This is a genomic window from Leifsonia sp. A12D58 (assembly GCF_047530025.1).
Classification (GTDB): Bacteria; Actinomycetota; Actinomycetes; order Actinomycetales; family Microbacteriaceae; genus Cryobacterium.
The window spans coordinates 1-25333 of record NZ_JBLJAT010000003.1 but is presented as its reverse complement, the minus strand read 5'-3'; the positions used below and the strand labels follow the sequence as shown (position 1 = coordinate 25333).

20 protein-coding genes are annotated in these 25333 nt (G+C 65.0%); 13 read left to right on the top strand and 7 right to left on the bottom strand.

Annotated elements, in window-relative coordinates; genetic code table 11:
- The first annotated feature begins 312 nt into the window (after positions 1 to 312).
- Together ACMT3I_RS08560 and manA are read left to right on the top strand one after the other, a co-directional pair.
- Entirely contained in the window at positions 313 to 2511 is a 2199-nt protein-coding gene (locus tag ACMT3I_RS08560; protein WP_414804064.1) for a hypothetical protein, read from the top strand.
- Positions 2512 to 2694: 183 nt separating this feature from the next.
- The gene (manA, locus tag ACMT3I_RS08555) at positions 2695 to 3978 is read left to right on the top strand and encodes a mannose-6-phosphate isomerase, class I (protein ID WP_414804063.1); all 1284 of its coding nucleotides are present in this window, start codon (positions 2695 to 2697) and stop codon (positions 3976 to 3978) included.
- Between the two features lie 1018 nt (positions 3979 to 4996).
- Here the strand turns inward: manA and ACMT3I_RS08550 are convergent.
- The gene (locus ACMT3I_RS08550) at positions 4997 to 5956 is read right to left on the bottom strand and encodes a GlxA family transcriptional regulator (RefSeq protein WP_414804062.1); all 960 of its coding nucleotides are present in this window, start codon (positions 5954 to 5956) and stop codon (positions 4997 to 4999) included.
- A gap of 148 nt (positions 5957 to 6104) precedes the next feature.
- Here ACMT3I_RS08550 and ACMT3I_RS08545 point away from each other — a divergent pair, with 148 nt between their 5' ends.
- The 5 genes from ACMT3I_RS08545 to ACMT3I_RS08525 all read left to right on the top strand — a co-directional run bounded on the left by ACMT3I_RS08545 (position 6105) and on the right by ACMT3I_RS08525 (position 12696).
- Positions 6105 to 6245 carry a hypothetical protein gene (locus ACMT3I_RS08545; RefSeq protein ID WP_414804061.1) on the top strand — a complete coding sequence of 47 codons (141 nt, stop codon included), beginning with the start codon at positions 6105 to 6107 and terminating at the stop codon, positions 6243 to 6245.
- Positions 6246 to 6549: 304 nt separating this feature from the next.
- Complete coding sequence (gene galE / locus ACMT3I_RS08540) at positions 6550 to 7533, top strand: UDP-glucose 4-epimerase GalE (RefSeq protein ID WP_414804060.1); 984 nt, start codon at positions 6550 to 6552, stop codon at positions 7531 to 7533.
- Positions 7534 to 7675: 142 nt separating this feature from the next.
- Complete coding sequence (locus tag ACMT3I_RS08535) at positions 7676 to 7996, top strand: WhiB family transcriptional regulator (RefSeq protein ID WP_414804059.1); 321 nt, start codon at positions 7676 to 7678, stop codon at positions 7994 to 7996.
- Between the two features lie 91 nt (positions 7997 to 8087).
- Positions 8088 to 11195 carry a glycosyltransferase gene (locus ACMT3I_RS08530; protein WP_414804058.1) on the top strand — a complete coding sequence of 1036 codons (3108 nt, stop codon included), beginning with the start codon at positions 8088 to 8090 and terminating at the stop codon, positions 11193 to 11195.
- Positions 11185 to 12696: a DUF5719 family protein gene (locus ACMT3I_RS08525; protein WP_414804057.1), complete on the top strand. Its 1512-nt coding sequence runs from the start codon at positions 11185 to 11187 to the stop codon at positions 12694 to 12696. Before ACMT3I_RS08530 ends, ACMT3I_RS08525 begins: the two co-directional genes overlap by 11 nt.
- A gap of 97 nt (positions 12697 to 12793) precedes the next feature.
- On the opposite strand, the gene ACMT3I_RS08520 is transcribed toward ACMT3I_RS08525, so the two are convergent.
- Complete coding sequence (locus tag ACMT3I_RS08520) at positions 12794 to 13234, bottom strand: metallopeptidase family protein (protein ID WP_414804056.1); 441 nt, start codon at positions 13232 to 13234, stop codon at positions 12794 to 12796.
- Positions 13235 to 13279: 45 nt separating this feature from the next.
- Here ACMT3I_RS08520 and ACMT3I_RS08515 point away from each other — a divergent pair, with 45 nt between their 5' ends.
- A complete protein-coding gene (locus ACMT3I_RS08515; RefSeq protein ID WP_414804055.1) occupies positions 13280 to 13507 on the top strand; it encodes a DUF3499 family protein in 228 nt (75 codons plus the stop codon).
- An 11-nt stretch (positions 13508 to 13518) separates the two neighbouring features.
- Here ACMT3I_RS08515 and ACMT3I_RS08510 read toward each other — a convergent pair whose 3' ends face one another.
- From ACMT3I_RS08510 to ACMT3I_RS08490, 5 genes are read right to left on the bottom strand one after another with little or no spacing between them, the layout of a single operon-like run.
- Entirely contained in the window at positions 13519 to 14826 is a 1308-nt protein-coding gene (locus ACMT3I_RS08510; RefSeq protein WP_414804054.1) for a DUF58 domain-containing protein, read from the bottom strand.
- A gap of 31 nt (positions 14827 to 14857) precedes the next feature.
- Positions 14858 to 15883, bottom strand: a complete 1026-nt coding sequence (locus ACMT3I_RS08505) for an AAA family ATPase (protein WP_414804053.1) — start codon at positions 15881 to 15883, stop codon at positions 14858 to 14860.
- Complete coding sequence (locus ACMT3I_RS08500; RefSeq protein WP_414804052.1) at positions 15880 to 17310, bottom strand: DUF4350 domain-containing protein; 1431 nt, start codon at positions 17308 to 17310, stop codon at positions 15880 to 15882. Before ACMT3I_RS08500 ends, ACMT3I_RS08505 begins: the two co-directional genes overlap by 4 nt.
- A complete protein-coding gene (locus ACMT3I_RS08495; RefSeq protein WP_414804051.1) occupies positions 17307 to 18020 on the bottom strand; it encodes a DUF4129 domain-containing protein in 714 nt (237 codons plus the stop codon). Before ACMT3I_RS08495 ends, ACMT3I_RS08500 begins: the two co-directional genes overlap by 4 nt.
- Complete coding sequence (locus tag ACMT3I_RS08490) at positions 18017 to 19342, bottom strand: hypothetical protein (protein ID WP_414804050.1); 1326 nt, start codon at positions 19340 to 19342, stop codon at positions 18017 to 18019. Before ACMT3I_RS08490 ends, ACMT3I_RS08495 begins: the two co-directional genes overlap by 4 nt.
- 159 nt (positions 19343 to 19501) lie before the next feature.
- On the opposite strand from ACMT3I_RS08490, the gene mtrA reads away from it, so the two are divergent.
- From mtrA to hpf, 5 genes are all read left to right on the top strand, one after another.
- Positions 19502 to 20182, top strand: coding sequence for an MtrAB system response regulator MtrA (mtrA, locus tag ACMT3I_RS08485; RefSeq protein ID WP_414804049.1), 681 nt, complete (start codon positions 19502 to 19504; stop codon positions 20180 to 20182).
- A 6-nt stretch (positions 20183 to 20188) separates the two neighbouring features.
- Positions 20189 to 21913 (top strand): MtrAB system histidine kinase MtrB, encoded by a 1725-nt coding sequence (mtrB, locus tag ACMT3I_RS08480; RefSeq protein WP_414804048.1) that lies wholly within the window; start codon positions 20189 to 20191, stop codon positions 21911 to 21913.
- Positions 21846 to 23597, top strand: a complete 1752-nt coding sequence (locus ACMT3I_RS08475; protein WP_414804047.1) for an LpqB family beta-propeller domain-containing protein — start codon at positions 21846 to 21848, stop codon at positions 23595 to 23597. The genes mtrB and ACMT3I_RS08475 overlap by 68 nt, the downstream gene beginning before the upstream one ends.
- Before the next feature lie 110 nt (positions 23598 to 23707).
- Positions 23708 to 24511, top strand: coding sequence for a ComF family protein (locus tag ACMT3I_RS08470; protein ID WP_414804046.1), 804 nt, complete (start codon positions 23708 to 23710; stop codon positions 24509 to 24511).
- A 98-nt stretch (positions 24512 to 24609) separates the two neighbouring features.
- A complete protein-coding gene (hpf, locus tag ACMT3I_RS08465) occupies positions 24610 to 25281 on the top strand; it encodes a ribosome hibernation-promoting factor, HPF/YfiA family (protein ID WP_414804045.1) in 672 nt (223 codons plus the stop codon).
- Positions 25282 to 25333: the final 52 nt, after the last annotated feature.

Below are 25333 nucleotides of genomic sequence, written 5' to 3'. Positions count from 1 at the left end.
ATGCGGACTTCGCCCGGTCGGATGCGGTGCGTGAGGGCGAGGAACTCTACAGTTCCTCGCTGAGTCGTTGTAGGAACACCACAACCAGAACGCGGTGAACCCGCTGTGCGTTGGAGCCGAGCGCAGAACTTTCCCAGGTGCTCCACGGCGTGTCGCCTGTGCTGGTACGTTCAACTCACTTCAGGCCGCCCTTCTGCCCCTTGACCCGAAAATCCCCAGCTCAGGCCCTGAATCTCCCTCCCTGCACCGCCTCTCGTGGTGACCATGCGTGCGCTATTCGGCGCGCCTGCGAGCCAGAAACAGGAGTACTCAATGACGAGTTATGCAGCATTTCCCACCCGGCGGCGCCACGGCATCGGCGTCAGAATCGCAACTATCACCCTGAGCCTGATGTTGGTCGCGCTCCTGGTGTTCTTCTTCCTCACCACGGGGCGCCTGGCCAGCGGAGCCGCCGAGCTCACCGCGGGCGCCAAACAGACTCAGGATGGCTCCGGCAAGGTCGCAGACGGAGCGGCCACCCTCGCCACCGGCGCCGAGACGATGAGTGCTGGTGCCACGACGGCAGCCAGCGGCGCGACCGAATTGGCAGCGGGCGCGACCCGTGCTGACGTCGGTGCCCAAAGCGTGGCTGCGGGGGCGGCGAAGGCCGCTACCGGAGTCGACGACCTGCTTGTCGGCTCGCTCACCAGTCTCGACGGCGCCAACAGGCTGGCCGCGGGTGCTGCATCCGCTAACACGGGCGCGCAGTCGTTGGCCTCCGGCGCAGCGTCGGCTGCAAACGGTGCCGCGGCGTTGGCCGCCGGGGCCGGGAAGGCTTCGGCCGGCGCTTCAGAGCTGACCGCGGGGGCGGGTAAAGCCGCGTCCGGTGCCGCTGATTTGGCGGCGGGTGCTGGCCGGGCCGAGGCTGGTGCCGCTGCTCTGGCAGCTGGAGCTGACAGCGCCGCGAGTGGTGCGAACACGCTGGCTGCGGGCGCTGGCTCAGTTGCTGCCGGTGCAGGCAGTCTCGCCGCAGGCGCAGGAAGCGCCGCCACCGGTGCTGCGGACGTCGTTGTTGGCGCGGGCAAGGTCGCTACCGGAGCCGGTGAGCTTGCCGTAGGGGCCGCTGCCGCTGAAAAGGGAGCCGCCGATCTCGCAGTCGGCGCAGGAAAGGCATCCCTCGGTGCGACCGAATTGGCTGCAGGGCTCGGAACCGCTGACGCGGGCGCCATGAAGCTGCGGGATGGCTCCATTAAACTCAGCGCCGGAGCAGCCGGTGTATCTACTGGCCTTGCATCCGCAGCTGGCTCAGTCTCTGCACCGGCGACTGGACTCGCCGCTGGAGCAGCAAATCTTGCTTCCGGTGCGAGTGGAGTGTCAGCCGGTGCCGGTGCGCTCGCTACCTCGTTGAATAACTTGTTTGCTGGAGCGCAGGCGGGACTGGTCGACACCCCGACCATGCTGGCCAATCTTCAGGCGCTCGCTATCAAGTCCGCCGAACTGTCGGCCGGTGCTCAGCAGGTGAATGCCGGAGCGACGTCACTCAGCGCAGGAACCGCAACTCTGAACAGTGGGCTTCAGGCGCTCGCAACGGGTGCTGCCGGTGTCGCTGCCGGGGCCGCTGACACCAACGTCGGTCTGACGGACCTGGCACTTGGCACCAACAAGCTGTCGGCCGGCGCAAAGTCTCTCGACACCGGCGTAGCAGACCTTTCAGCCGGTGCGACATCTCTTGCTGCCGGCACAGTAAAGCTGTCGGCAGGGGCATCATCCCTCGCCACTGGATCGAGTGACCTGTCGGCCGGGGCGAAATCGCTTGCGACTGGTACTGCCGCCCTGTCGGTGGGAGCGAAGACCCTCGCCGGTGGAACCGGTGATCTTTCGACAGGGGCAAAGACCCTTGCCGCGGGTACGGGAGAGCTGTCAGCAGGCGCTCGCACACTTGCCGAGGGAACAGGAACGCTCTCGGCAGGGGCACAAACGCTCCAAGCAGGCAACGCCACCATTTGGGGTGGGCTTGGTCAGCTCTCGGCGGGCGCACGTGTGCTCGCATCAGGAGCATTCGCGCTCAACGAGGGCAACAGCAAGCTTGCAGTCGGAGCCTCGAGCCTGGCCACAGGTGCGGGATCAGTTGCCGAAGGAGCCAGCAGTCTTGCTGCAGGTGCGGACCGTCTGGCAACAGGCGCGGGCACACTGCAGGTCGGCGCCCAGACTCTCTCCGCTGGCGCGACAACCCTTGCGGCGGGAACCACGGCCGTGGCGGCGGGCTCCTCGAGCCTCGCAGAGGGCACCGGCAAGCTTGCGGATGGCGCAGGGGAGCTCTCGGCAGGCGCGACAGAGCTCGCCACGGGTGCAGTGACGCTGAAGGACGGCAACGACAAGGTCGCCGCCGGCTCAGGGCAGCTCAAGGATGGTGCAGAGAGCGTGAGTGCTGCTCGCGCCGCACCCGGCCTCATCCTGGTGATCGGCCTGCTGCTCGCCGCGGCTGCCGCGTGGCTGATCCTGCGCTGGCGTTCGGCTGTACGCACGGCGTGAGTGTGAGTGTGAGTGTGAGTGTGATCGCGAGTGCCTGAGGTGAAGCTACTGCCTATGCAATTCGCGTCGATCAGCTGAGCGGGGCCCGGTTCGTTGGAACCGGGCCCTTGTTCTGTCGCGGCGCGCATCCCGAGTGTCAGCGCTTGGTAGTTTGGGTCATACCGAGAAGGTCAGGAGCAGACCATGTTTGTGGGCATCACCAATACACCGCGGGACTACGCGTGGGGCGCCACGGATGCCATCGCAACGGCTCTCGGACGCACGCCATCCGGCTCGCCAGAAGCGGAGCTGTGGTTGGGCGCACACCGTGGGTCACCGGCGGCCATTACCGAATCGGTCAAGGTTGGCGGAGCTGCCAACCTGGTTGAATGGATCGCACGGGCCCCGCAACAGGCGCTGGGTGAAGACTGGGGCACAGCAACGGATGCTGGAGGGCCACGTCTGCCCTTCCTCCTCAAGCTGCTTGCAGCGGCCAAGCCGCTCTCGCTGCAGGCGCATCCGTCGGCTGAACGCGCACGCATTGGATTTGAGCTCGAGAATGCCGCGGGGATCCCGCTTGAAGCTTTCGATCGTAACTACAAGGATCCGTTCCACAAGCCAGAGCTGATCTATGCGCTCAGCGAAACCTTCGAGGCGCTCTGCGGTTTCCGCACGATTGCTGAAGTGCACCGAATCCTCGAGGAACTCCGCGCCATCGACGCGACGACCGATCAGCCCCAGGCTGAGGCCCTCGATTCGGTTGAGCGGCGACTGGTGGGTGACAACGCGCTCCATGACGTTGTCGATTGGCTGCTACGGGACGGCCACGGCGACGACAGCGGCGAAGTCGTCTGGCTGGTCGAGCGGGTTGTTGCGCTCGCCGAACAGGCCGGCTTCCTTGCTGACGGCGGTGCTCACATCAGCTTCCTGCGGGAGCTCGAGACAGTGCGTTCGCTCGCCGCCGAGTACCCGGGCGACCCGGGAATCGTGCTGTCGCTGCTGCTGAACCGGGTGTCGCTCAAGCGCGGTGAGGTGCTCTATCTGCCCGCCGGCAACATCCACGCCTATCTGTCAGGGTTTGGCGTTGAGCTGATGGCGGCTTCAGACAACGTCTTGCGTGGCGGACTGACGCCAAAGCACATCGATGTCGATGAACTGCTCGACGTGCTCGACTTCTCGCCGCTACCCATTCCCTACCTGCCGCCGGTGGTCATTGCGCCCGGTGTGAGCGTCTTCCGGCCCGACGTGCCCGACTTCCAACTCGTGCATATCGAAGCAGATGCTGCCGATGCAGGTGGCGTGCCCCCAATGCGACAGGTGGCCCTGGCCGGGCCAGCGATCGCTCTGTGTGTGAGCGGTGGCTTCCTGGTGGCGGGGGAGTCCTCGTCAATTGCACTGAAGCGGGGCGAATCGGTGTTCATCACGCCCGATGAAGGGGCGGTGACCTTCGCCGGTGCAGGTGAAGTCTTCCTGGCGATGCCCCAGTAGATCGTGGGGCGGGCTGAGCGCTGGCTGCTGCCTGTCTTCTCCGGACTAGTGTGCTGCGCGCGTGCATAACTCCTGCAGAATCGCCCGTGTCGAGTGGCCGGGCCGCGGAAACACGCGGCGTCCGGTTTGCTGCCGGGCAAATCGCAGGAGTTATGCACGCTGAGTCGCGCATATCCTTGGCATTAAGTTGGCGTGGAGACGTTGCCGGTTGCCGGTTGCCGGGGTGCCGGGTGACGGTTGCCAGTTGCCAGTTGCCAGTTGCCAGTTGCCAGTTGCCAGTTGCCAGTTGCCAGTTGCCAGTTGCCAGTTGCCGGGGTGCCGGGTGCCAGGTGTTCGCCTGCCTTGGTGCGTTGGTGTCTTGATGCGTGGTGCCCTGGTGTTCACCTGCGGTGCATAACTCCTGCAGAATCGCGTGCGCTGATTCTGCATTCCGCAGAAACAGGGACTGCATAACGTCACGCCGTGCAAATAGCCGGAGTTGTGCCGACAAGCCAGGCCGACTGGGCCGAGCAGAGCCATGCCCGAGGGTGTGCGTCTGGGCGATAGGCAGGTTCAAGTCCTGCTTGCCGTCCTGCTGCCCGTATGCATAACTCCTGCAAAATCATGCGTGTCCAGTGGCCGAGCCGCGGAAACACCCGGTGACCGGCCGGCTGCCGGACAAATTGCAGGAGTTATGCCGGCTGGGTAGTCACATAGGTTCTGCATTGAGTTGACGTGAGGCAGCTCCCCGGTGTGTGGCTGCCTGGATCCTGCGCTGCGGGCACAACTCCTGCTGAATCACGTGTGCCGGTGATCGCGCCGCAGAAACACGGGCCGTCCGGTTCGCTGTCCAGCAAATTGCAGGAGTTATGCCGGCTGAGTCGCGAAGGCAGGCCAGCTGGGGGCAGCGGCAGCGGCAGGGGAGTAGGGGCGGCAGGGGCATGGGAGTAGGGGCGGCAGCGGCAGCGGCAGGGGCAGGGGAGTAGGGGCGGCAGCAGGAGCAGGAGCAGGAGCAGGAGCAGGAGCAGGGCCTGCAGGGTCAGCGGAGCGGCTGCAGCGCTCCGAACGTTCGGCGGTAGGCCGTCGGCGTGGTCTGCAGCACCTTCACGAAGTGGTGGCGCATCACGGCTGCCCCACCGAAACCGGTGTCTGCGGCGATTGATTCGAGGGTCTGACTGGTCTCCTCGAGAAGCTGCTGCGCTCGCAGCAGCCGCTGCCGATTCAGCCAGGCAGTCGGTGTGGTACCAAGTTCGGCTCGGAACCGCCGGGCGAATGTGCGCGACGACATGAGTGACTTGCGGGCCAGCTGGTCGACGGTCAGCTCCTGGTCAAGATTGCCGAGCATCCACGTAGTGATTGCGGCGAATGAGTCGCTCTGGCATTTAACGACAGGCGTCTGGATGAACTGCGACTGCCCGCCATCACGCTGTGGCGGCACCACCATGCGCCGCGCGATGATGTTGGCGGTTGCCGCACCGAGCTCCTTGCGCACGATGTGCAGCGCGGCGTCGATGCCCGCGGCGGTCCCCGCGCCCGTGACGACCTTGCCGTCCTCGACGAACAAAACGTCGGGGTCGACGGTCGTTTGCGGAAATTGGCGAGCGAGTTCGTCGGTGTACATCCAGTGCGTGGTGCTGCGGCGACCGTCGAGGATGCCGGCCAGCCCCAAGACGAAGGCTCCGCTGCACACGCTGAGCACCCAGGCTCCGCGGGCCTCGGCCTCACGGACAACACGGAGGATCTCCGGATGCACGTCGGTTCCGGCCTGGTAGGCGGGAATCGCAATGAGGTCGGCATCCGCTGCGGCCGAGAGGTCCTCGTGCACGACGATGTCGAACCCGAGCTTGGTGCGAATGGGGCCGGGCTCCGCTGCCGTGACGTGGAAGTCGAAGACAGGGCCGCCCTGGTCGCTCCGGTCGATGCCGAAGACCTCGCAGATCACCCCGAACTCGAATGGGGCCATGCCGGGGAGAGCGACGCAGACGATTTTGTTGAGCATGGCGTTCCTTTGCTCGGAGAGCGGATGGTCTCAGCGGATGCCTGCTCGCCGACACATGCGGATCGACGAACACAGATGGCAGGAATACGACGAATACTGGCAATGCTGCCACTCGCGGCAGTAAATCGCAATGCGTAGCGTTTCTGCCATGATAATTCTGATTCTGGCCCTGGTGGCACTGATGCTGTGGGGTGTGGTTGAGACGATTCGCCAGTTGCGCGGCGACGGCGTAGGAACCCACGAACTTCGCGAGCGCAACAGTCACGCCCTGAGCACGAACAGGCCGTAGTGGGCTCTGGGGCGCTTACCGCTAGGGGGCGGCGCTGGGTGCTGGGTGATGGGTGATGGGTGCTGGGCAGCGTGTTGCGACCGGGTGCGTCGAATACAGGAAAAGGCGTGTGAGAGAGCGCGATCGGTCCTGTGTTCGATGTCGCCGGCACGAACTGTCCTGTATTCAGCGCGTCTTGGCCGCGGGCCGCGTCATCCGCTGCTGCCCTGGCAACCACCCACCGCGAATCGAGCACACCGCACAAGGCCATAAAGTGGATCACGTCGACGGCAGAGCGCCATCGAGAAGCGTGGAGTAGACACACATGGCATGGTTGGTCACCGGCGGAGCAGGCTACATCGGATCGCACGTCGTACGGGCGTTTCTGGCTGACGGCATCGATGTCGTTGTCGTAGACGATCTTTCAAGTGGCCACGCCGAGTTCGTGCCAGCCGGTGTTCCGTTCGTGCAGGGCACCCTGCTCGACGCCGACCTGCTGCGCCGGACCTTCGCCGAGTACGACATCTCCGGTGTTGTGCACATCGCCGGGTACAAGTACGCCGGTGTCTCGGTGCAGCGCCCGCTGCACACCTACGAGCAGAACGTCACTGCCACGGCTGTGCTGCTGGCGGCAATGGCCGAAGCGGATGTCTCGCGCATCGTCTTCTCGTCGAGCGCGGCCGTCTACGGCACGCCGCACACCGACCTCGTGACCGAGGCCACCCCGAAGAGCCCCGAGTCGCCGTACGGTGAGACCAAGCTCATTGGCGAGTGGCTGCTGCGCGACCAGGGCATCGCTGCCGGCCTCGCCCACACCTCGCTGCGCTACTTCAACGTCGTCGGATCCGGTGCGCTCGAACTGCGCGACACAAGCCCACACAACCTCTTCCCGCTGGTGTTCGATGCGCTGCTGGCCGGTCGCACGCCGCGGATCAACGGCAATGACTACCAGACGGCGGATGGCACGTGCGTGCGCGACTACATCCACGTGGCTGACCTTGCGATCTCGCACGTTGCAGCAGCGCGCAGGCTGGACGCCGGCGAACCGATCGAAGCCGTTTACAACCTCGGCAGCGGCGACGGCGTCTCTGTCGGCCAGATCATGAGCACCGTCGCAGCGGTGACAGGCATCGACTTCACGCCGGAGATCGCACCACGTCGTGCGGGCGACCCCGATCGCATTGTGGCCTCAGGAGAGCTCGCAGCACGCGACCTCGATTGGAAGATGCGCCACAGCCTGGAAGAGATGGTGCAGAGCGCGTGGGAATCACGACAGGCAGCATCCGTCGACTCAGAGGTCACAATTTAAACTCGTCGAGGTTCATCGGCGTGCCGCAACCTTCTATTGATTATTGAGGGTTTAGCATCTGCGACTTGACGAAAGGTGAACTACAACGGTGTAATTAGTCGTGGCATCCAACAGGTGGATGGCACAAGGGGTGGGAGACGATATGCCGGTATCTGAGTATCGTCCCGGGGTACCCGATGACTGGTTCGTCGATCCTGTTCGTCTGGGAGTACCCGGGGTACGTCCGAACGCTGGGGATGAGAACCCTCTGGCTTGGCAGTCTGATTCGCTCTGCGCGCAAACAGACCCTGAAGCGTTCTTTCCCGAAAAGGGTGGGTCGACGAGAGACGCGAAGAAGATCTGTTCGTCCTGTGAGGTGCGTAACCAGTGCCTGGAGTACGCACTCGCCAATGATGAGCGTTTCGGTATCTGGGGCGGGCTGTCGGAGCGCGAACGTCGCAAACTGCGAAAGCGTGCGGTTTAGCCCTCAAATCACGCCCTTTGCGGGGTTGATTTGTGGCGCGCCCGGCCTCATCGGCCATGCCCGGCACTCCGCGATCTAGGCTGTCCTCGTTATGCAACCGAGAGTCACCGCCATCCTTGTCGCGCGAAACGGCGCAAAGCACCTTGAGCGAACTCTTGAGGCGCTTGCCGCCCAGACTCGCACCCCAGACACCGTCATCGTCGTCGATTGCGGATCGACCGACTCAACAAGCAAGCTGCTCGCGGAGTCAGGTCCCACTCACTTTTTGAGCGCGGATGCCGACCTGACTTTCGGTCAGGCCATCGCCATCGCGGTGCGGGTGACTGCTCCGCCGGAGTCCGACAACGAGATGTTGTGGCTCCTCGCCCAAGACAGCGCTCCCGAAGCGGATGCCCTCGCCAACCTGCTCGGCGAACTCGAGATCGCGCCGTCGGTCGCCGTCGCTGGTCCCAAGATCATGGAATGGGATGCGGCAGACTACATCCACGAATTCGGCGAATCGATCACCCCGTTCGGCGCAACTGTCACCCTCGTTGAGAACGAACTCGACCAGGCCCAGCACGACAGCCTGAGCGATGTGATGGCCGTGGCCGCTGGCGGCATGCTCGTACGCCACACGGTGTGGGACAAGCTGGGCGGTTTTGATCCAGGGTTGCCTGTCGTGGATGACTCCCTCGATTTCTGCATTCGTGTGCGACTGGCCGGCTACCGGGTCTCCGTTGTCGCCGCTGCGCGGGTCTCCTCTGCCGGCGACGGCGTTGCCGGTCCGAACGGAGCATCGAGCGGTGCGCTGCAGCGCAAGCGTGTGCGGGCAGAGCGGGCGGCACAGCTGCATCGCCGTCTGGTCTATGCGCCGGCGTGGGCCCTGCTCTTCCACTGGCTGTCGCTGGTGCCCCTGGCCATCATCCGCTCGATCTGGCAGCTGTTGCGCAAAGAACCCGGCGCGATTCTGGGTGAGTTCTCCGCGGCGTTCGCTGCAGCATTCAACGGGATGCGGGTGAGCAATGCCCGCAAGAAGCTGGCAGCGACCAAGACCCTCAGCTGGGCTGCGCTCGCTCCGCTGCGTGTGCCGTCGGCAGAAGTGCGCCGCCGCACTGCGCTCCGCCGCGAGGCGAGTGCCGCGACAATCAGGGGCTTGCGCCCCGAGATCCATTTCTTCGCAACGGGCGGCGCCTGGACGATCATCGTTGCCGCAGTGGCCGGTATCGGCATCCTGGCCCCCTTGCTCGGCGCCAATTCGATCACCGGTGGCGGCCTCCTGCCGCTGAGTGACTCGGTGACGACACTGTGGCAGAACGCGGTGTACGGCTGGCGCGACATCGGCCTCGGCTTTGTCGGTGCTGCCGATCCGTTTGCCGCCATCGTTGCGGTGCTCGGTTCGCTGACGTTCTGGGATCCGTCGTTCTCACTCGTGCTGCTCTACCTGCTTGCCCTGCCGCTGGCCGCCTTCGGCGCCTGGATGGCAACGACCCGGCTCACCCAACGCGGAAGCCTGCGCGCGGTCATGGCCCTGCTCTGGGTGCTCTCGCCCCCGTTCCTCACCGCCCTGGCTACCGGCCGGCCCGCCGACATCATCGTGCACCTGATGCTGCCGTGGCTGATCTTTGCCGGCCTTGCCGCCGCTCGCTCCTGGTCGGCCTCTGCCTCGGCTGCGTTGCTCTTCGCCGTGATCGTGGCCTGCTCACCCTCGCTTGCCCCTGCGCTCCTTGTCGGCTGGCTGATCTGTCTGCTCACCAGCGGCCGCTCGATCATGCGCTTCATCGGCATCCCGCTGCCCGCACTCGCGCTTTCCCTGCCCCTGATCTGGGACCAGACGATCCGCGGCAATTGGCTCGCCCTGATCGCCGATCCCGGCGCTCCGATTCCCTCGGCGAGTGTCTCTGCCTGGCAGCTGCTGATGGGATTCCCCACCGGCGACCTCGGTGGCTGGTCGACACTGCTTGCCTCGGTCGGCATTCCGCTGGAGACCGCCCAGATCGCGGTCCCGGCTCTGCTCGCGCCTCTCGCGCTCCTGGCACTCGCCGCATTGTTCCTGCCCGGCTCTCGCTCGGCGGTGTTCTCGCTTGTGGCAGCACTGCTCGGATTCGGCACTGCTGTCGTCGCCAGCCACATCGCTGTCGCGACTGTCGGGTCGCAGGATGTCGGCGTCTGGACTGGATCGGCCCTCAGCCTGTACTGGCTCGGAATCATCGGCGCCGTGCTCTTCACCCTGCGCAACTTCACCAGGTTCGCACTGCTACCCGCACTGGTGACCTCGCTAGCGGTACTCGTCGTCTCGGCGCCGCTGGCCGCATCGATGTCGCTGGGAACCTCGGTCGTGAGCGCCGGTTCAGAGCGAACGCTTCCGGCCTTCGTTAGTGCCGAGGCACAGACCGACCAGCGCGTCGGTACCCTCATCATCGAACCGCAGCCGGACGGCGGCATTCTGGCCACCATCGAGCGCGGTGCCGGTGTCACGCTTGACGACCAGTCGACCCTGGCCAGCACCGCTCAGACGCTGACGAGCGACGAGGAGGAGTTGGCCGAACTGGCCGGCAACCTCGTCTCGCGCAGCGGCCTTGATGCGACGGGTCCGCTGTCCGACTTTGGCGTCAGTTTCGTTCTGCTCCGCTCTCCGGCCCTTGAACCCGCACTGCCCGGTGTCACGGTGAAACCGACTCTCGATGCCGAGACGACCGAGCTCAGGGCCAACACCGCGCTGAACGGCAACGCCGCGCTGGTGCAGGTGGGCGAAACAGCCTTCGGCCAGCTCTGGCGACACGAGCCGGCGGCAGTCGGTGGCGCCGGAGCGATTCCAGCGGATGCCGGCGGCCTCATCGGTTTGATCTCCGCCATCGTGGCACTCACGGTCATCGGTGCGACGGTGCTGCTGTCGATCCCGACCGGCGCCGGCCGCGAGGCAGTTAGACAGGCCAACCGCGAAGCAATCAGGCAGGCGTCACGCGCTAGCGCCAGGCAGAAGAAGGCCGAGCGCGCCAGGGCAACGGATGCGACGGCCGCTGCCAGTGGTGCTGCCGACGACGCGTCGCCATCAACTGGTTCAGTGAACCGCGCTGACTCAGCGCCATCCATCGACGCAGCGCCGTCAACCGGCTCGATGCCAGCCAACGATGCCACGACATCCGTTGACACGGCGCCGAGCACCCTGACAGACGCCGATTCATCAGTTCAGTCCGAGGAGAACCACGATGCCAAGTAAGCGCGGAGTCGCCCTCGCCGGCGCTCGAGCGGTCGCCGGACTCATCGGAATCGGTGTCGCAGTGGTCGCTGTCGGTGCATCGACGCTCATCGAATGGCCGGATGTCCAGGCTAAGCCGCCGTCGGTGCTTGTCTCGCCCCAGGCCGCCGAACAGCAGCGCGTCTGCCCAGGCCCGCTGCTCACCCTGGCTGCGGATTCGAGCCAGGCGGATGCCGCGACCTCGTTCGGTTCGGCAGACACCGTCTATGGGGCTCGGTCACTCACCTCCGAGTCACGCCTCGGGCCCGTTGTCGAACCCACAGCCACCGACCTCGACGCTGTCGACAACTCAAAAAGCTCAACCGACGGGTCGCCGGTGCTGATCTCCGTTCCGGTGCAATCGGGCGAAGAGACAGTGCCGCTCGTCGCCGGCAGCCAGTCGCAGAACGCAGCCACCGAAACTCTCGGCGGCTTCGCTGCGTCATCCTGTGTCGAAGCGGTGGCAGACTCCTGGCTTGTCGGCGGTTCGACCGACATCGGCAACACCAGCCTGGTTCTGTTGGGCAACCCGACGGATGTCGCGGCAACGGTCGACCTCACCGTGTACTCCGAGACCGGCGTCGTGAACGCACCGGGCGCCACTGGAATCCTCGTGCAGCCCGGAACCCAGCGCATCATTTCGCTGGCCGGTCTCGCGCCGAACCTGAAATCACCGATCGTGCACGTGGAGTCCCGCGGAGGCCAGATCGCCGCCTCGCTTGAACAGAGTGCCATCCAGGGTATTTCGCCGCGCGGCGCCGAAATGATCGGAACGACGTCGAAGCCAGCACTCGTGCAGGTCATCGCCGGCCTGACGGTGTCTGGGCAGACTGCCGCCCCCGAAGACAGCGAGAGCGCTCTGCCGAGCATCCGCGTGATGGCGCCCGGTGACGACGTCGCCGTCGTCCAGGTCGGATTGATCAGCGAAGGCGGTGCAGCCACCGGCGTCTCGCTGCAGGTTCAGCTCCAGCCCGGCATCGCAACTGAAGTGCCGCTCGACTCCCTCGGCGCCGGCAGCTACACCGCCGTCATCGAATCAGACAAGCCACTCGTCGCCGCGGCCCGCACGCAGGTGAACGGAATAACGGTCGCCGCATCTCCTGCGGTTCCGGGTACTCCTCCGGCAGCACCCGCAGTCAGCGTTGCGCCTGACTTCGCCTGGTACGTGTCATCTGACAAGCTTCCTGGCGACTTCCTCGTCGCCGTTGCGCCCGGCCCCTCGCCGACCTTGCACCTCTACAACCCCGGTGCAACGGATGCCAGCCTCACTGTCACTCCGAATGCCGGCGGAACAGGAAAGCCCGTTAGTGTTCCGGCGGGTGGCTCGACGGTGACGGATGTCGCGGCATCCACGACCTACGCGGTCACGGGTGGAACCGGCATCGTTGCGTCAGTCAGCTACCTCGGCAACGGACAGGTCTCGTCATTCGCCCTGCGTCCGCCGGGCGTTTTGGCCTCTGCGATCCGCGTCTACGGTCACTAGCGGCAGCCTTCAGTCGAAGCTGCGTTCAATCTCAGAGCGCTGCCTGCATGAGCGCTGCCTGCATGGGCGCTGCCCGCGTGAGTACTGCCTGCCTGACTTAGCGGCGGAAGCGCTCTGGCGCGAGGTCCCACGGGTCTTTGCCGAGCAGCTCAGCAATGCCGCGGAACACGCAACTCTCGATCGCCAGCCGCTGGTGGAATTCGTCGTTGCGGTGGATATGGCTGAGCCGCTGGATCGGCAGCCGATAGAAGACGACCCTGTTCTCGGTCGGAAACACCGCCCAGCGCTCGACACCCGTTTCAGGGTTCGCGTTCTCGGGCCCTGCAGCGACTTCGAAGCGGGTAGCCGAAAGTTCATGGGGCCACACACCGCGCAGATAGTCGACGGTGGATGCCACAGTGCTGTCGAAGAGGTCGATGCGGGTGCGGAGCGGGGGCAGGTATGGGCCCGTGACCGAACTGCGCTGCCCGCGACCGTGGCGGTCACCGCGAGTCCGTGGCTGCGGCTCAGGAAATACTGACCTGCTCGAGCTGTGCATGTCGTCATTCTACTTCGGCACCCTGCCGGAGTATTCTGAAGCACGATGTCTACCCGACCGTGTTCCCGAATCGCCTGCCAGGCGCCCGCTGTAGCGACGATGACGTTCGTGTACGCGGATTCGATGGCGGTGCTTGGCCCGCTCTCGACCGCCCCCGAGCCACACGGTTATGACCTCTGCCTGCGTCACAGCGAACGCACTTCAGCCCCGAAAGGCTGGCAGGTTGTGCGCCACAAGATCATGGGCGACCTGTTCGGAGACGTCAGCGCGTAACGCTGCATCCGCTACAGCCGCCCGGCAGCCTTCAGCGCGATGTAGTGGTCGGCCAGTGCGGGCGGCAGCGCTTCCGGAGTTCCGGACACCACCTCGGCTCCTTGCTGCCTGATGGCCGCTGAGACGCGCAGGATATCGAGCATCGATCGCTCGGCCGCCGCAGCTCGATAGACCTCTTCGCGATTGCCGCGCTCGGTGCTGGCCTGCACGATCAGGGGATCGGTCACCGAGGCCACCACGACGGTGTGCGAGCGTGTGAGCTGGGGGAGCACTGCCAACAAGCCTGTCGCCGCCCCTGCGGCATCGACAGGGGTGACGAGTACGACCAAGGCGTGCTGGTTAGTGATAGCGCGCACCTGGCCTGGCACCGCCGACCAGTCCATTTCGATCAGCTCGGGTTCGACCAGCGCCATTGCATCGACCAGGCGGGAAAGCAGTTCAGCACCCTGCGCGCCTTGCACTCTGGCGCGCACCCGGCGGTCGTATGCCACGAAGTCCACGCGGTCGCCGGCCCTGGTGGCAAGTGCTGCAAGCAGCAGCGCTGCTTCGAAGGCGGTATCGAGCCGTGGTTCATTGCCGACTCTGGCGGCGGACACCCGGCCGGTGTCGACGACGATGACTACCCGTCGATCGCGTTCAGGGCGCCAGGTGCGCACGACGACATCCCCGCGGCGAGCCGTTGCCCGCCAATCGATCGAGCGCACGTCGTCGCCGCGCACGTATTCGCGCAGCGAGTCGAATTCGGTCCCCTGCCCGCGGATCATCACGCTGGTACGTCCGTCGAGTTCCCGAAGCCGGGCGAGGCGCGACGGCAGATGCTTGCGCGCATTGAACGGCGGCAGCACGCGGATGTGTCCCGGTGCGTTGAGAGTGGCCTGCCTGGCCCAGAGTCCGAGCGGCCCGAACGACCTGACTGTCACCTGGCTTACCCGTCGCTCGCCTCGTCGGAACGGGGCCAGTGTCAGTGTGACGATGCGTCGTTCGCCGGCAGGGATAGCGAGGCGCGTGCGGTTGTTGCCTGCACCGGCCGAGGGCTGCCACGCGTCCCGGACGGCCGCGTGCAGCATCCGCTCGCCGTTGTTCGTGATGAAGAGTTCACTGGTGACACTTTCGCCGAGTCGCACCCTGGCCGGCAGCCGGCGCGACAGCGAGAGTCGGCGCGGTGAGGCGGCGAGAGCCAGATCGATGCCACCGAGAATCAGGGCGAGCAGGATCCAGAGCACGAATATCGTTGTCGCCTGGCCGGCCGTGCCCCCGAGCAGCACGATCGGCAGCACGCCGATGGCGAGCAGCAGGACGAATCGCCCGGTCACCGTCATGAGCGTCTGACTATCACTCGCCTGGCGATCACTAGAGGGGAACCTGAACCTGCTGCATGATCGAGCGCAGGATGGTGTCGCTCGCCACGCCTTCGAGTTCGGCCTCCGCACGAAGTTGGATACGGTGCCGCCAGACCGGCAGCACCATTGCCTGGATGTGGTCGGGCGTGATCGCGTCGTAGCCACCGAGCCAGGCCCACGCTTTGGCAGCGGCCAGCAGTGCTGTGGTTCCGCGGGGACTCACGCCGAGCTTGACCGACGGGCTGTGCCTGGTCGCGCGGGCCAGATCGACGATATACGCCAGCACATCAGGGCTTGCGGCGACGAATGCCGCTGCAGCCTGTGCGGCGGCCAGCTCGGCGGCGCCGAGCACAGGCGTGACCCCGGCGGCAGCGAGATTACGCGGGTTGAAGCCAGCCGCGTGCCTGCGCAGCACCTCGACCTCAAGGTCTCGTTCTGGCACCTCAAGCACGAGCTTGAGCAGGAAGCGGTCGAGCTGCGCCTCGGGCAGCGTGTACGTTCCCTCGTACTCGATCGGGTTCATTGTCGCGGCGACGATGAAGGGATCCGGTAGCTGCAGCGAGAGTCCGTCGACACTGACCTGGCGTTCTTCCATCGCCTCGAGCAGGGCGGACTGCGTCTTCGGTGGCGTGCGGTTGATCTCATCGGCCAGCAGGATGTTGGTGAACACCGGTCCACGGCGAAACTCGAATTCGCCGGACTTGGCGTCGTAGACCAGCGAACCGGTCACGTCGCCTGGCATCAGGTCAGGCGTGAACTGTACACGCTTGGTGTCGAGGCTGAGCGCCTGGCTGAGCGAGCGCACCAGCAGCGTCTTCGCGACGCCGGGGACACCCTCGAGCAGCACGTGCCCGCGGGCAAGTAGTGCGATGATCATGCCGGTGACCGCGCCATCCTGTCCGACGACTGCCTTGCCGACTTCAGTGCGCACCTGGGCGAGCGACTGGCGCAGGTCGTCTGAGGACCTGCCTACTGAATGTGCTGCCTCGCTCGGCGCGTAGCCTGGCACGGCGGGGCTCGATGCTGGAGAAGTCATGGGTCCATTCTTCCGGGTGGGCTGGCGTTCTTGTCCTGATCGAGCGCGTGGTTCGGATCGGTCAGTCGCGTGGTCAGATTTTCAAGTTCAAGCAGTCGGTCAGAGAGCGTGATGAGCTCGCGATCAGTAGCAGGGGCCGACCCGACAAGGAGGCTGCCGATGTCGGTGGGCGCCCGGCCGGTGAGAGCCGCAACCGTCGCGATGACGTCGTCGAGGCTAGCGGTGCGCGAGAGTCCAACGACGGATGCCAGACGCCGCACGGTTCCCACCCGCAGCGAGTCAGCGGCGCGCAGTCGTGCCGAGTTGCGGGCGTACAACCGGGCCCGCCCCTCCATCGTCTCGCTGGCGATGACGGTGACCGGCAGGTTCTCGGCTACCAGGGGGCCGAAGCGTCGGCCGCGCCAGATGAAAGCACCGAGGGCGGTGACGACGAGCAGCAGAAGGGCTGGAGTGACCCAGCCGGGAGTGAGCTCTCCAAGCGATGGCGGTCCCGTCACCGGCAGGTCGGCGATTGTCGGCAGATACCAGATCAGCGAATCGCTCTCGCCGAGCAGGCCGAGGCTGAGTGCCGCGTTGCCGTATTCGACGATGTGTTCGTTGTCAAAGACCTCGGTGGGGGCGACGAGTGTGAGTGTGGTCGTGGCAGCGACAGCACTGTTGCCTCGAATTACAGAAAAACGGTCATCTGAACTCGGGAAACAGCCAACGTAAGCGGATGCCGCTGCACCGGCCCCGGCGAGCGACAGCGTGTTGCCGCCTGGCGAGATCGAACCCGCCCGCTCAGCGGCCGGCAGCGCGCACGCGGCCGTCAACGTTTCAGAATCCTCTGCGGCGACGTTCGATACTCCGCCGAATCCGACAGCGGGGGCCAGGGTCTCCAGCGCCAGGAAGCCGGGCGCTGCGATCACAAGGCGGGGAGCACGGGCGCCGAGGGTCGCCAGTTGGTCAGCGCTGAGATACGCGTTGGGATCTGAGAAGAAGACTGCGCTGTCTGGATTCTTGGCAACGGCAGCGGATGCCTGGTCGAGGGTGTCGGCGACTGTGACAGTGACGCCCTGGTTGCGCAGCACTTCGACCACCGCCATGCTGCCGGTCGGTGACGGGTTGGTGGCGCCGAGAGGAACACCGGATGCGGTGGCGCCACCGGCGATCAGCGCCGCGATGACCGAGATCACGATCGCGATGATGGCGATCACTACCCAGAACGAGGCCTTCTTACCGAACGCGCGCACCGTCAGCGTCGATGAGGACGCCGAGGCTGCAGGCGATGTCGGTGCTGCGGCGGAAGCCAGGGGGTCGGCATCGATACGAGTCGCGAGCTGCGGCGTATGTTGCTCGATCGTGGCGGGCGCAACCGTCACCGGTGACGCAGGTGATCCATCCGCTTCGATGCCATCCGCTTCGACCGAAGCATGCCGCCCGCTCACGAGCGCGCCTCGGGGCGGTCAGCCGGTTCGACCGGGTCAACCGGATCGGCCGGTTCAACCGACTCCATCTGCCCAGGTCCGGCGGCGAACGTCGGCTGAGCGCTGCGCAGTCGTTCGTCGAGCGCGCTGAGCGAGCGAAACTCGTCCTCCGTGCCGTCGCGGCCGAGATAACGCACATCGTCGAATACCGCGGCAGCGCTGAGTAGTGCGCGGGATTCGGCCGGGAAAGTCACGGCTGCAGCGACAGCGAAGTCGTGGGCGGTGGTTCCGGGTGACACCATCACGATGGTGCGCTCAAGCAGCCCGCGGGAGAGGGCGCGAAACATGTCGGCGCAGGCGAGAGTCCAGTTTCCGGTGGCTGCCTCGGCGTGGGCTGCCCGGCGAAGCTCTGCCGCGCTTCGGCGGTCGTCCTCCCCGAACAGGTCGATCGCCATCCGGCTGCGTCGACCCAGACGTGGCATGCCGAAAATCAGGAACGCGGCGACCAGGATGCCAACGAACAGCACGGTCAGGATCACGGGGATCCAGGCGCCGAATCCCTCGCCGCCCGGTGCAGTCAACGAGGCCAGCCAATCGAAGAAACCCTTGGAAAGTTGGTCGAACCAGGTCGGTTTCGCCGCGGTGTACTGAGGCTTGGACAGCTCTTCCCTGAGCAGCTCCTTGGCCCCGGGGGCGTCGGGATCAACGGGTATTGCCAGGATCCCGATCATGCCCAGGGCGAGCCGGGTGCGGGAGCGGTGGGGGAGACATATCCGGCGGGCGACGTGTACGGGTCGGCCGGATTGGCGCCGGCTGCGCGCTGCTCAACGAAACGCTGCAGATCGAGATCGAGCCCTTCCTTGCGCATTCGCAGGTCGATATAGATCAGGGCTGTCGTCGCCGACTGCACGACGGCCGCGATGGCGCCGAGCACCAGCGCGACGAACAGGATCAGCACGTAGAGGATGATCGACGGGATATAGGCGTCGAGCGCGGCATTGGGGTCAACGAGCGAGATGGCAACGCTGAACAACAGAGAGAGCGGCGTCGACACCACCTGCGTGACAACGTTCACCATAGCTGCGACGAGAAATTGAACGCCGAGTGTGCGCCAGAAGTAGCCGATGGTCAGCGACCACGACCGACTGATCGCCTGGCGGATGCCGAGGCGTTCAAGCACGATGAGGCTGGGAACCAGCGAGGTGCGGGTATACAACCAGGCACCAAGGGCAAGCAGGCCGAGTCCGCCGACGATGCCGACGACGACGGCCAAAGCCACCCCGACACTGCCGCCGAGGATGGCAAGGAGCGCAACGGCACCGCCGATGACGCCGACGCCCACGAGTAATGCGGCTGCCAGAAGCAACGTCCAGCCGACGAGCGGCCACAACCGCTTGCCCGCCGCGCGCCAGAGCTGGCCGAGTCGCAGCTTCTCACCGAGGCTGGCGCGGGCAACCTCCATCACGATCACACCCTGCAGCAGAGCGGATGCGACGACAGAAAGCAGAATAGGAATGACAGCAGAAAGCACCACCATGAGCGTGGAGCCGGCAGTGACAGCATCACGTTCGTCGAGAGGCGCTGAATCGATACGGCTTACGGCCAAGAAGCTGGCGAGCCCGATGACGATCAGGGAGACCAGCGTTATCGCACCCTGCACCAGTAGGGCACTACCGAAGGTCGCCTTCGGGTTTCGCTTCAAAACTTGAAACGGCGCCCACAACAGGGTGCCGAAACCCAGAGGGCGAAGCGGGATGAGGCCGGGCTTGGGTGGGGGCGTCCAGCCGGGCTGCTGCTGTGCGTATTGGGGTGCCTGGGCGTACTGCGGTGCGGGGTACTGGGGCGGCTGGCCATACGGCGATGACTGTGGCGATGACTGCGACGCGCCGGATGGCGGCAGTTGCTCCCCGTATTGGGGGGCCGGTCGCGGAAGGGGCGGAACGACAGGGGGTATCCCAGGCGCAACTGGAGGAACGCCAGAGGCGCCTGGCGCATCCGTTGACCCTGCGGGCTGGCCGGATGTCGGTGGTTGCCACTTCTGTGCGTCAGTCACATACTCATGCTGGCATATTTGCGCTCTGGAGTCGCCAGGACGCGGCTTTGCTCAGCACACTCACTCCTCGCATGCGAACGTTCGGCATACTCGGCTACTCTTATGCCAAGAATGGTCGCCGCCCGACCGCGTGTGCGTGAGGCTGACGGAAACGGATCTATGAACGCTCGTATTTTGGTAGTCGATGACGACACCGCGCTCGCGGAGATGATTGGCATCGTCCTGCAAAGCGAGGATTTCGAGACAGTCTTCTGTGCAGACGGTTCAAGTGCGCTCGAAGCCTTCAGAGCGGCCAAGCCCGATCTGGTGCTGCTTGACCTCATGCTCCCCGGTCTCGACGGCATCGAGGTGTGCCGCCTGATCCGCGCAGAATCGGGCACTCCCGTCATCATGCTGACCGCCCGCTCTGACACCACAGATGTCGTCAAGGGGCTCGAATCCGGTGCTGACGATTACATCGTCAAACCGTTCAACCCCAAAGAGCTCGTCGCCAGGATCAAGACCCGACTGCGTCCTGCCGCTGCGGTGACCAGTGCCACCCTGCAAATCGGGGATCTGGTCGTCGACCACGCCGGCCACGAGGTCAAGCGCGGTGACCAGCGCATCAATCTCACGCCGCTCGAATTCGACCTCCTGCTGGCATTGGCCTCCAAGCCGCAGCAGGTATTCACCAGAGAGATGCTTCTCGAGCAGGTGTGGGGCTACCACTACAAGGCAGACACCCGACTGGTCAACGTGCATGTGCAGCGCTTGCGTGCCAAGGTCGAAGACGATCCAGACAACCCCAGGATCATCATGACTGTGCGCGGAGTCGGCTATCGGGCCGGCGCCGTCATCTAGGGTCTTGTGACTTCGCAGCACGGATCAACCGGGTTCGCCCCGACGACAGCAGCGTTCTGGCAGTCATGGCGTTCGTGGCCGTCCATGCTTCGGACGACCTGGCGATCCTCGCTGCAGTTCCGCACCATTTCGACCACCGTGGTGGCTTCCGGGGTGGCGATCGTGCTTGTCGGCGTGTACATGTCGATCAGTATCGGCAATGACCTCTTCCAATCCCGACTCGCCCAGGTGCTTGCCGACTCCAATCGGGCGACCACCGCAGCCCAGGGGCTGCTTGATTCGTCCGATGCTGCCGATAAGGTGCAGGTTCAGTCGCTGCTCCGCACCACCCAGAGCACCATCACCGCTGCATCGTCGAGCAGCCTGATGGCCGTGTTCCGGGTGCCCGGCCAGGAATCGTCAGCGGCGACACCACAGGACTTCTCGACGTTCGGTGAATCCCGCAGCGTCATCTCGAACGAACTCCGCCAGTCGGTCCAAGAGAACCCGGGGGAGCAGTTCTGGCAGTCGGTGACCCTGGTAGCGGATGACGGATCACGGATCCCGGGCATCGTCGTCGGTTCCCAGCTCACCGTTCCCGTCGCCGGCAACTACGAGCTCTACATCGGCTACAGCCTGGCCGATGCCGAGAACACACTGTCGTTCGTACAGCGGACGCTGGTGATCGCCGGCATCGTGCTCATCCTTCTCATCGGTGCCGTCACCTGGGTGGTGGTGCGCTTCGTGGTCACTCCGATCAAGGTCGCTGCCGAAACCAGTCAGAAACTCGCATCAGGTGACCTTGAGGTGCGGATCCCTGAGAAGGGTGACGACGTCATCGCGACCCTGGCTCGTTCGTTTAATGGCATGGCAGACAGCCTGCAGAGCCAGATCAAGGAATTGGCCGAGCTCTCAGAAGTGCAGCAGAGATTCGTGTCGGATGTCTCGCACGAGCTGCGCACGCCCCTGACGACGATCAGGTTGGCCGGCGACGTGCTCTACGATCAGCGCGACACGTTCCCGCCGGCGACACGGCGCACCACCGAACTCCTGCACACCCAGGTACAGCGCTTCGAGGTGCTGCTGAGCGACCTGCTCGAGATCAGCCGGTACGACGCGGGATCAGTGCAGCTGGAGCCGGAGCCCACGAACCTGGTTCACCTGGCAGAAGACGCGATCGATAGCATGCGTACCCTGGCCGATACCAAGGGGAGCGACATCCGCTTCGTCGCGCCCGGCGGCCACCTCAATGCCGAAGTCGATCCTCGTCGCATGCGCCGTATCCTGCGCAACCTGATCGGCAATGCGATCGAGCATGGCGAGGGGAGACCGATCGTCGTGTCGGTCGACAGCAACCAGAGCGCCGTCGCGCTCTCTGTGCGCGACTACGGTCTCGGCATGAGCGACGCGGAAGTCGCCCACGTGTTCGACAGGTTCTGGCGGGCAGACCCTTCCAGGCAGCGCACTATCGGTGGCACCGGACTCGGACTTGCCATCTCGAAGAGCGACGCGATTGCGCACTCCGGCGCCCTCGACGTCTGGTCGAAGCCCGGCGCAGGCTCCTGCTTCCGGCTCACAGTGCCGCGGGTCGCACACGGGCTCATCTCCCAATCCCCACTGCCACTCCCACCAGAGGATGCAATGGTCGAAGACTCAGCTCCCTGGCTCGGAGCCCCGCCGTCACATGACGAGCGTGATGACCTGGGCAACAGGGCTATCGATTCGCGACGCGGAGGTCATCCCCGTGCGTAAACGTCCGAATTCAATCGCCATTGTCGCCACAGTCGCGACGCTCGCCGCACTGCTCAGTGGCTGCACCGGCATCCCCAGGGATAGCAGCGTGCACCAGGGGCAGGCGATTCAGGCCGGAGACAGCCCTGCTCCTGTGTTCTTGCCGTCGAAGCCCCAGAAAGATGCCTCACCTGAAGAGATCCTGCGCGGGTTTATCGATGCGGCAACCAGCCCAGAAAACAAATATGCGATCGCCCGCGAGTTCCTCACCCCGGCCTTCGGCGATGTCTGGCAGCCCGACGCCGGGGTGACCGTCGACGACGGCTCAGACCGCACAGCTCTGGTTATGGACGAGCAAACGATAACGCTCGCCGTTGTTCCGGTGGCCGACGTCAACGCCAGCGGTGAATACAGCCAGATCGATGTGGTGGCCCCTGTGCCCCTGCGGTATCAATTCGAACAGGTCGGTGGCCAGTGGCGCATCAGCCAGGCACCAAACGGCACACTCCTCGATCTCAACACCTTCACCGATGTCTTCAGTGCGCAGAAGCTGTACTTCTACGATCCGACATTCACCTACCTGGTGCCAGACCAGCGCTGGTATCCGCGCGGAGCCACGGCTCCCACTCGCATCGTCAAGGGTGTGCTTGCCGGCCCGAGCAGCTGGCTCGACGGTGCGGTGACCACCGCATTCCCGCAGGGAACTGAACTCACCGCTGATGCCGTGCTCGTCGTTGGGAACGACGCCAAGGTCGACCTGAATGCCGAAGCGTTGAATGCCGACAGGGTGACCCTGCAGCGGATGCGTGCCCAACTGGTCAGCAGTCTGCCCGCCGGCACCTCAGTGACGGTGACGATCAACCAGAACCCGCAGGACATCGGCGATCTGGGTGCTGCGGCGCCGATCGTCAATCCGCGCGTCGATGCCAGAGCACTGGTGCTACGGGATGGCGAATTCGGCTTCCTGGCCGCGACGGGCCAGACCATCACGCCTATCGCCGGGATGTCTGATGCCGTCGCCCTTCTCAATCCCACCGCCGTTGCGCTGTCAAACAAGCAAACCCTGGCGGCGGCGCTGGCGCCGGAAGGCGTGTACGCGGTGCGGGTGGGCAATGCCCCCGTGGTGATCGATGGCAGGCCAGGCCTGATCGCCCCGACGGTCGACAACTTCGGATACGTCTGGACGGCCCAGGCAGCGAGCCCGTCAACGCTGACAGTCACAAATAGCTCTGGCGACGTCAGCACTGTGGCTACCCCCTGGTCAGAGGCCTCTCGCATCAGCTCGATGCAGGTGTCGAGGGACGGCACGAGGCTCATTGCGCTGCTTGGCTCCGGGAGCGACGACACCCGATTCGTTGTCGTCGGCATCACGCGCGACGGCACAGTGCCGGTGACACTCGGGGATCCTGTCGACCTGGCAAGCGCTGAAGGAACTCCACTGACGGCGACCTGGATCGACGAGCTCACCGTCGCCTCACTGACCAGACTGCCCAGCGGTGAGGAACGGATCATCGCGCAGCGGGTCGGCGGCACCAGTTCAGTCCTCGAGTCTGCACCAGACAGCATGATCATCACCGGCGGTAACTCTCTGCGCGACGTGAAGTCGTTGTCGGGGACCGGCGCACTCCTCATACAGCGCGGGGCCGGCTGGCAGGAACGAATCGACGAGGTCGGCCTGATCGGCACACAGCAGGGCACCGGGTAGCCCGGTCGCCCACGCTCGATGGCGTCGTCAACAGGGCAGGCACGAGGTCGACGCTTCACAGATCTCGCTCGGTCAGGCTGAGTCGCCGCTGCCCATCGCAGGCTGGGTGGATGTCACATCATCGGCCAGCTTCGCATCCGCCTGCCTCGCACTCCTCCAGCCCACCGACAGCAGCGGGAGTCACGACGGCCACCCGACTGCAACTGAGCCGACTCCCCGTCGTTCTCGGCGACGCCCTGGCGGTCTTGTTTCCGACTGCGTGCAGCGGCTGTGGCGCCGATGACGTGGTGTTGTGCGCCGCGTGTCGTGACGCCCTGCGGCCCAGAGTGCATCAGGTCCAACGCGACGGATTCACGGCCTGGGCGGCTCTGGAGTACGCGGGCGCTGTGCGCAGCGTCATCGCGGCGTACAAAGATGGCGGCCGAACCGATGCGGCTCCAGCGCTTGCTGCTGCGCTCCGGCAAGCGATCGGCGCTGCCCTGCTGCATGGTCCGGGTACTCGGGCTGATATGCCGGCCGGCGCGTCGGCCGGCGTGCATCTGGTCAGCATTCCGTCATCCGCTGCCGCGTGGAGAAGTCGGGGGTACCACCCGGTCAACCTCCTCATCGCGCGCTGCGGATTGCGGCCGTGGACTGTGCTGGAAGGTGTCGGAGAGGCGGTTGACCAGGTCGGACTGACCCGGGAACAGCGGGCGCTGAACAAAGACGGCTCGATGCGGTCTCGGCATCATCTTGAGGGCCAGTCGTTTCTGCTCGTTGACGACATCCTGACGACGGGGGCGAGTATCCGTGAGGCGGTGAGGGCGTTGAGCGCGGCCGGCGGAACCGTGATCGGAGTGGCCGCACTGGCAGAAACTCCCCGTCGATTCGGGGGTGGTGCGGGTTCATATGAAACAGATCACCAAATGCCGTGACATATATGTGACTTATCGAGAGGGTCACAGTACGGTTGGGGTAAAGGCGCTAAACAATCGCCCGGATTCTGGGCGATTAGCCAGATCTGGAGGTCGTCATGGAAATTAACATCGTCGGACGAAACCTGGAGATCACTGATCGCTTTCGTGATTATGCCACCGAAAAAGCTGGCAAGGTCGAGAGCCTTACTGAAAAGGCCCTGGCCCTCGAAATCAAAGTGAGCCGTCAGGAGAAGAACAGTTCACCTGGCGCAGACCGGGTCGAACTGACACTGATCGGCAAGGGCCCGCTTGTTCGGGCCGAGGCAGACGGATCCGATAAGTACGCGGCATTCGATGTAGCACTCGGACGTTTGTTAGAACGAATTCGACGCGCGAAAGACCGCAAGAAGGTGCATCGCGGCGGAGCACACCGCCCGACATCGCTGCACGAAGCATCGGCGCAAGGATTCAGCAGCGTCGACATCACGCCCGCAGACCCTGAGACGCTTGAACGCGTCCGCACCGGGGCAATTCCGATCGTGAACGCCGACACGGATGCAACGGAGGCCGACGAGGAATACAGTCCCGTCGTCATCCGCAAGAAGGTTTTTGCGTCTGCACCGATGACAGTCGATGATGCGCTCTATTTCATGGAGCTCGTCGGTCACGATTTCTACCTGTTCCAGGATTCAGAGACAAACCGCCCGAGCGTGGTTTACCGGCGTAAGGGCTGGGATTACGGAGTGATCGGTCTCGCTGACGAATCAGAGGAACTCGTCGAGGCATAGTCGGCAACAGTCGACCTCGGTCGCCGGCTGCGACACGTGTGGGACCCCGCGT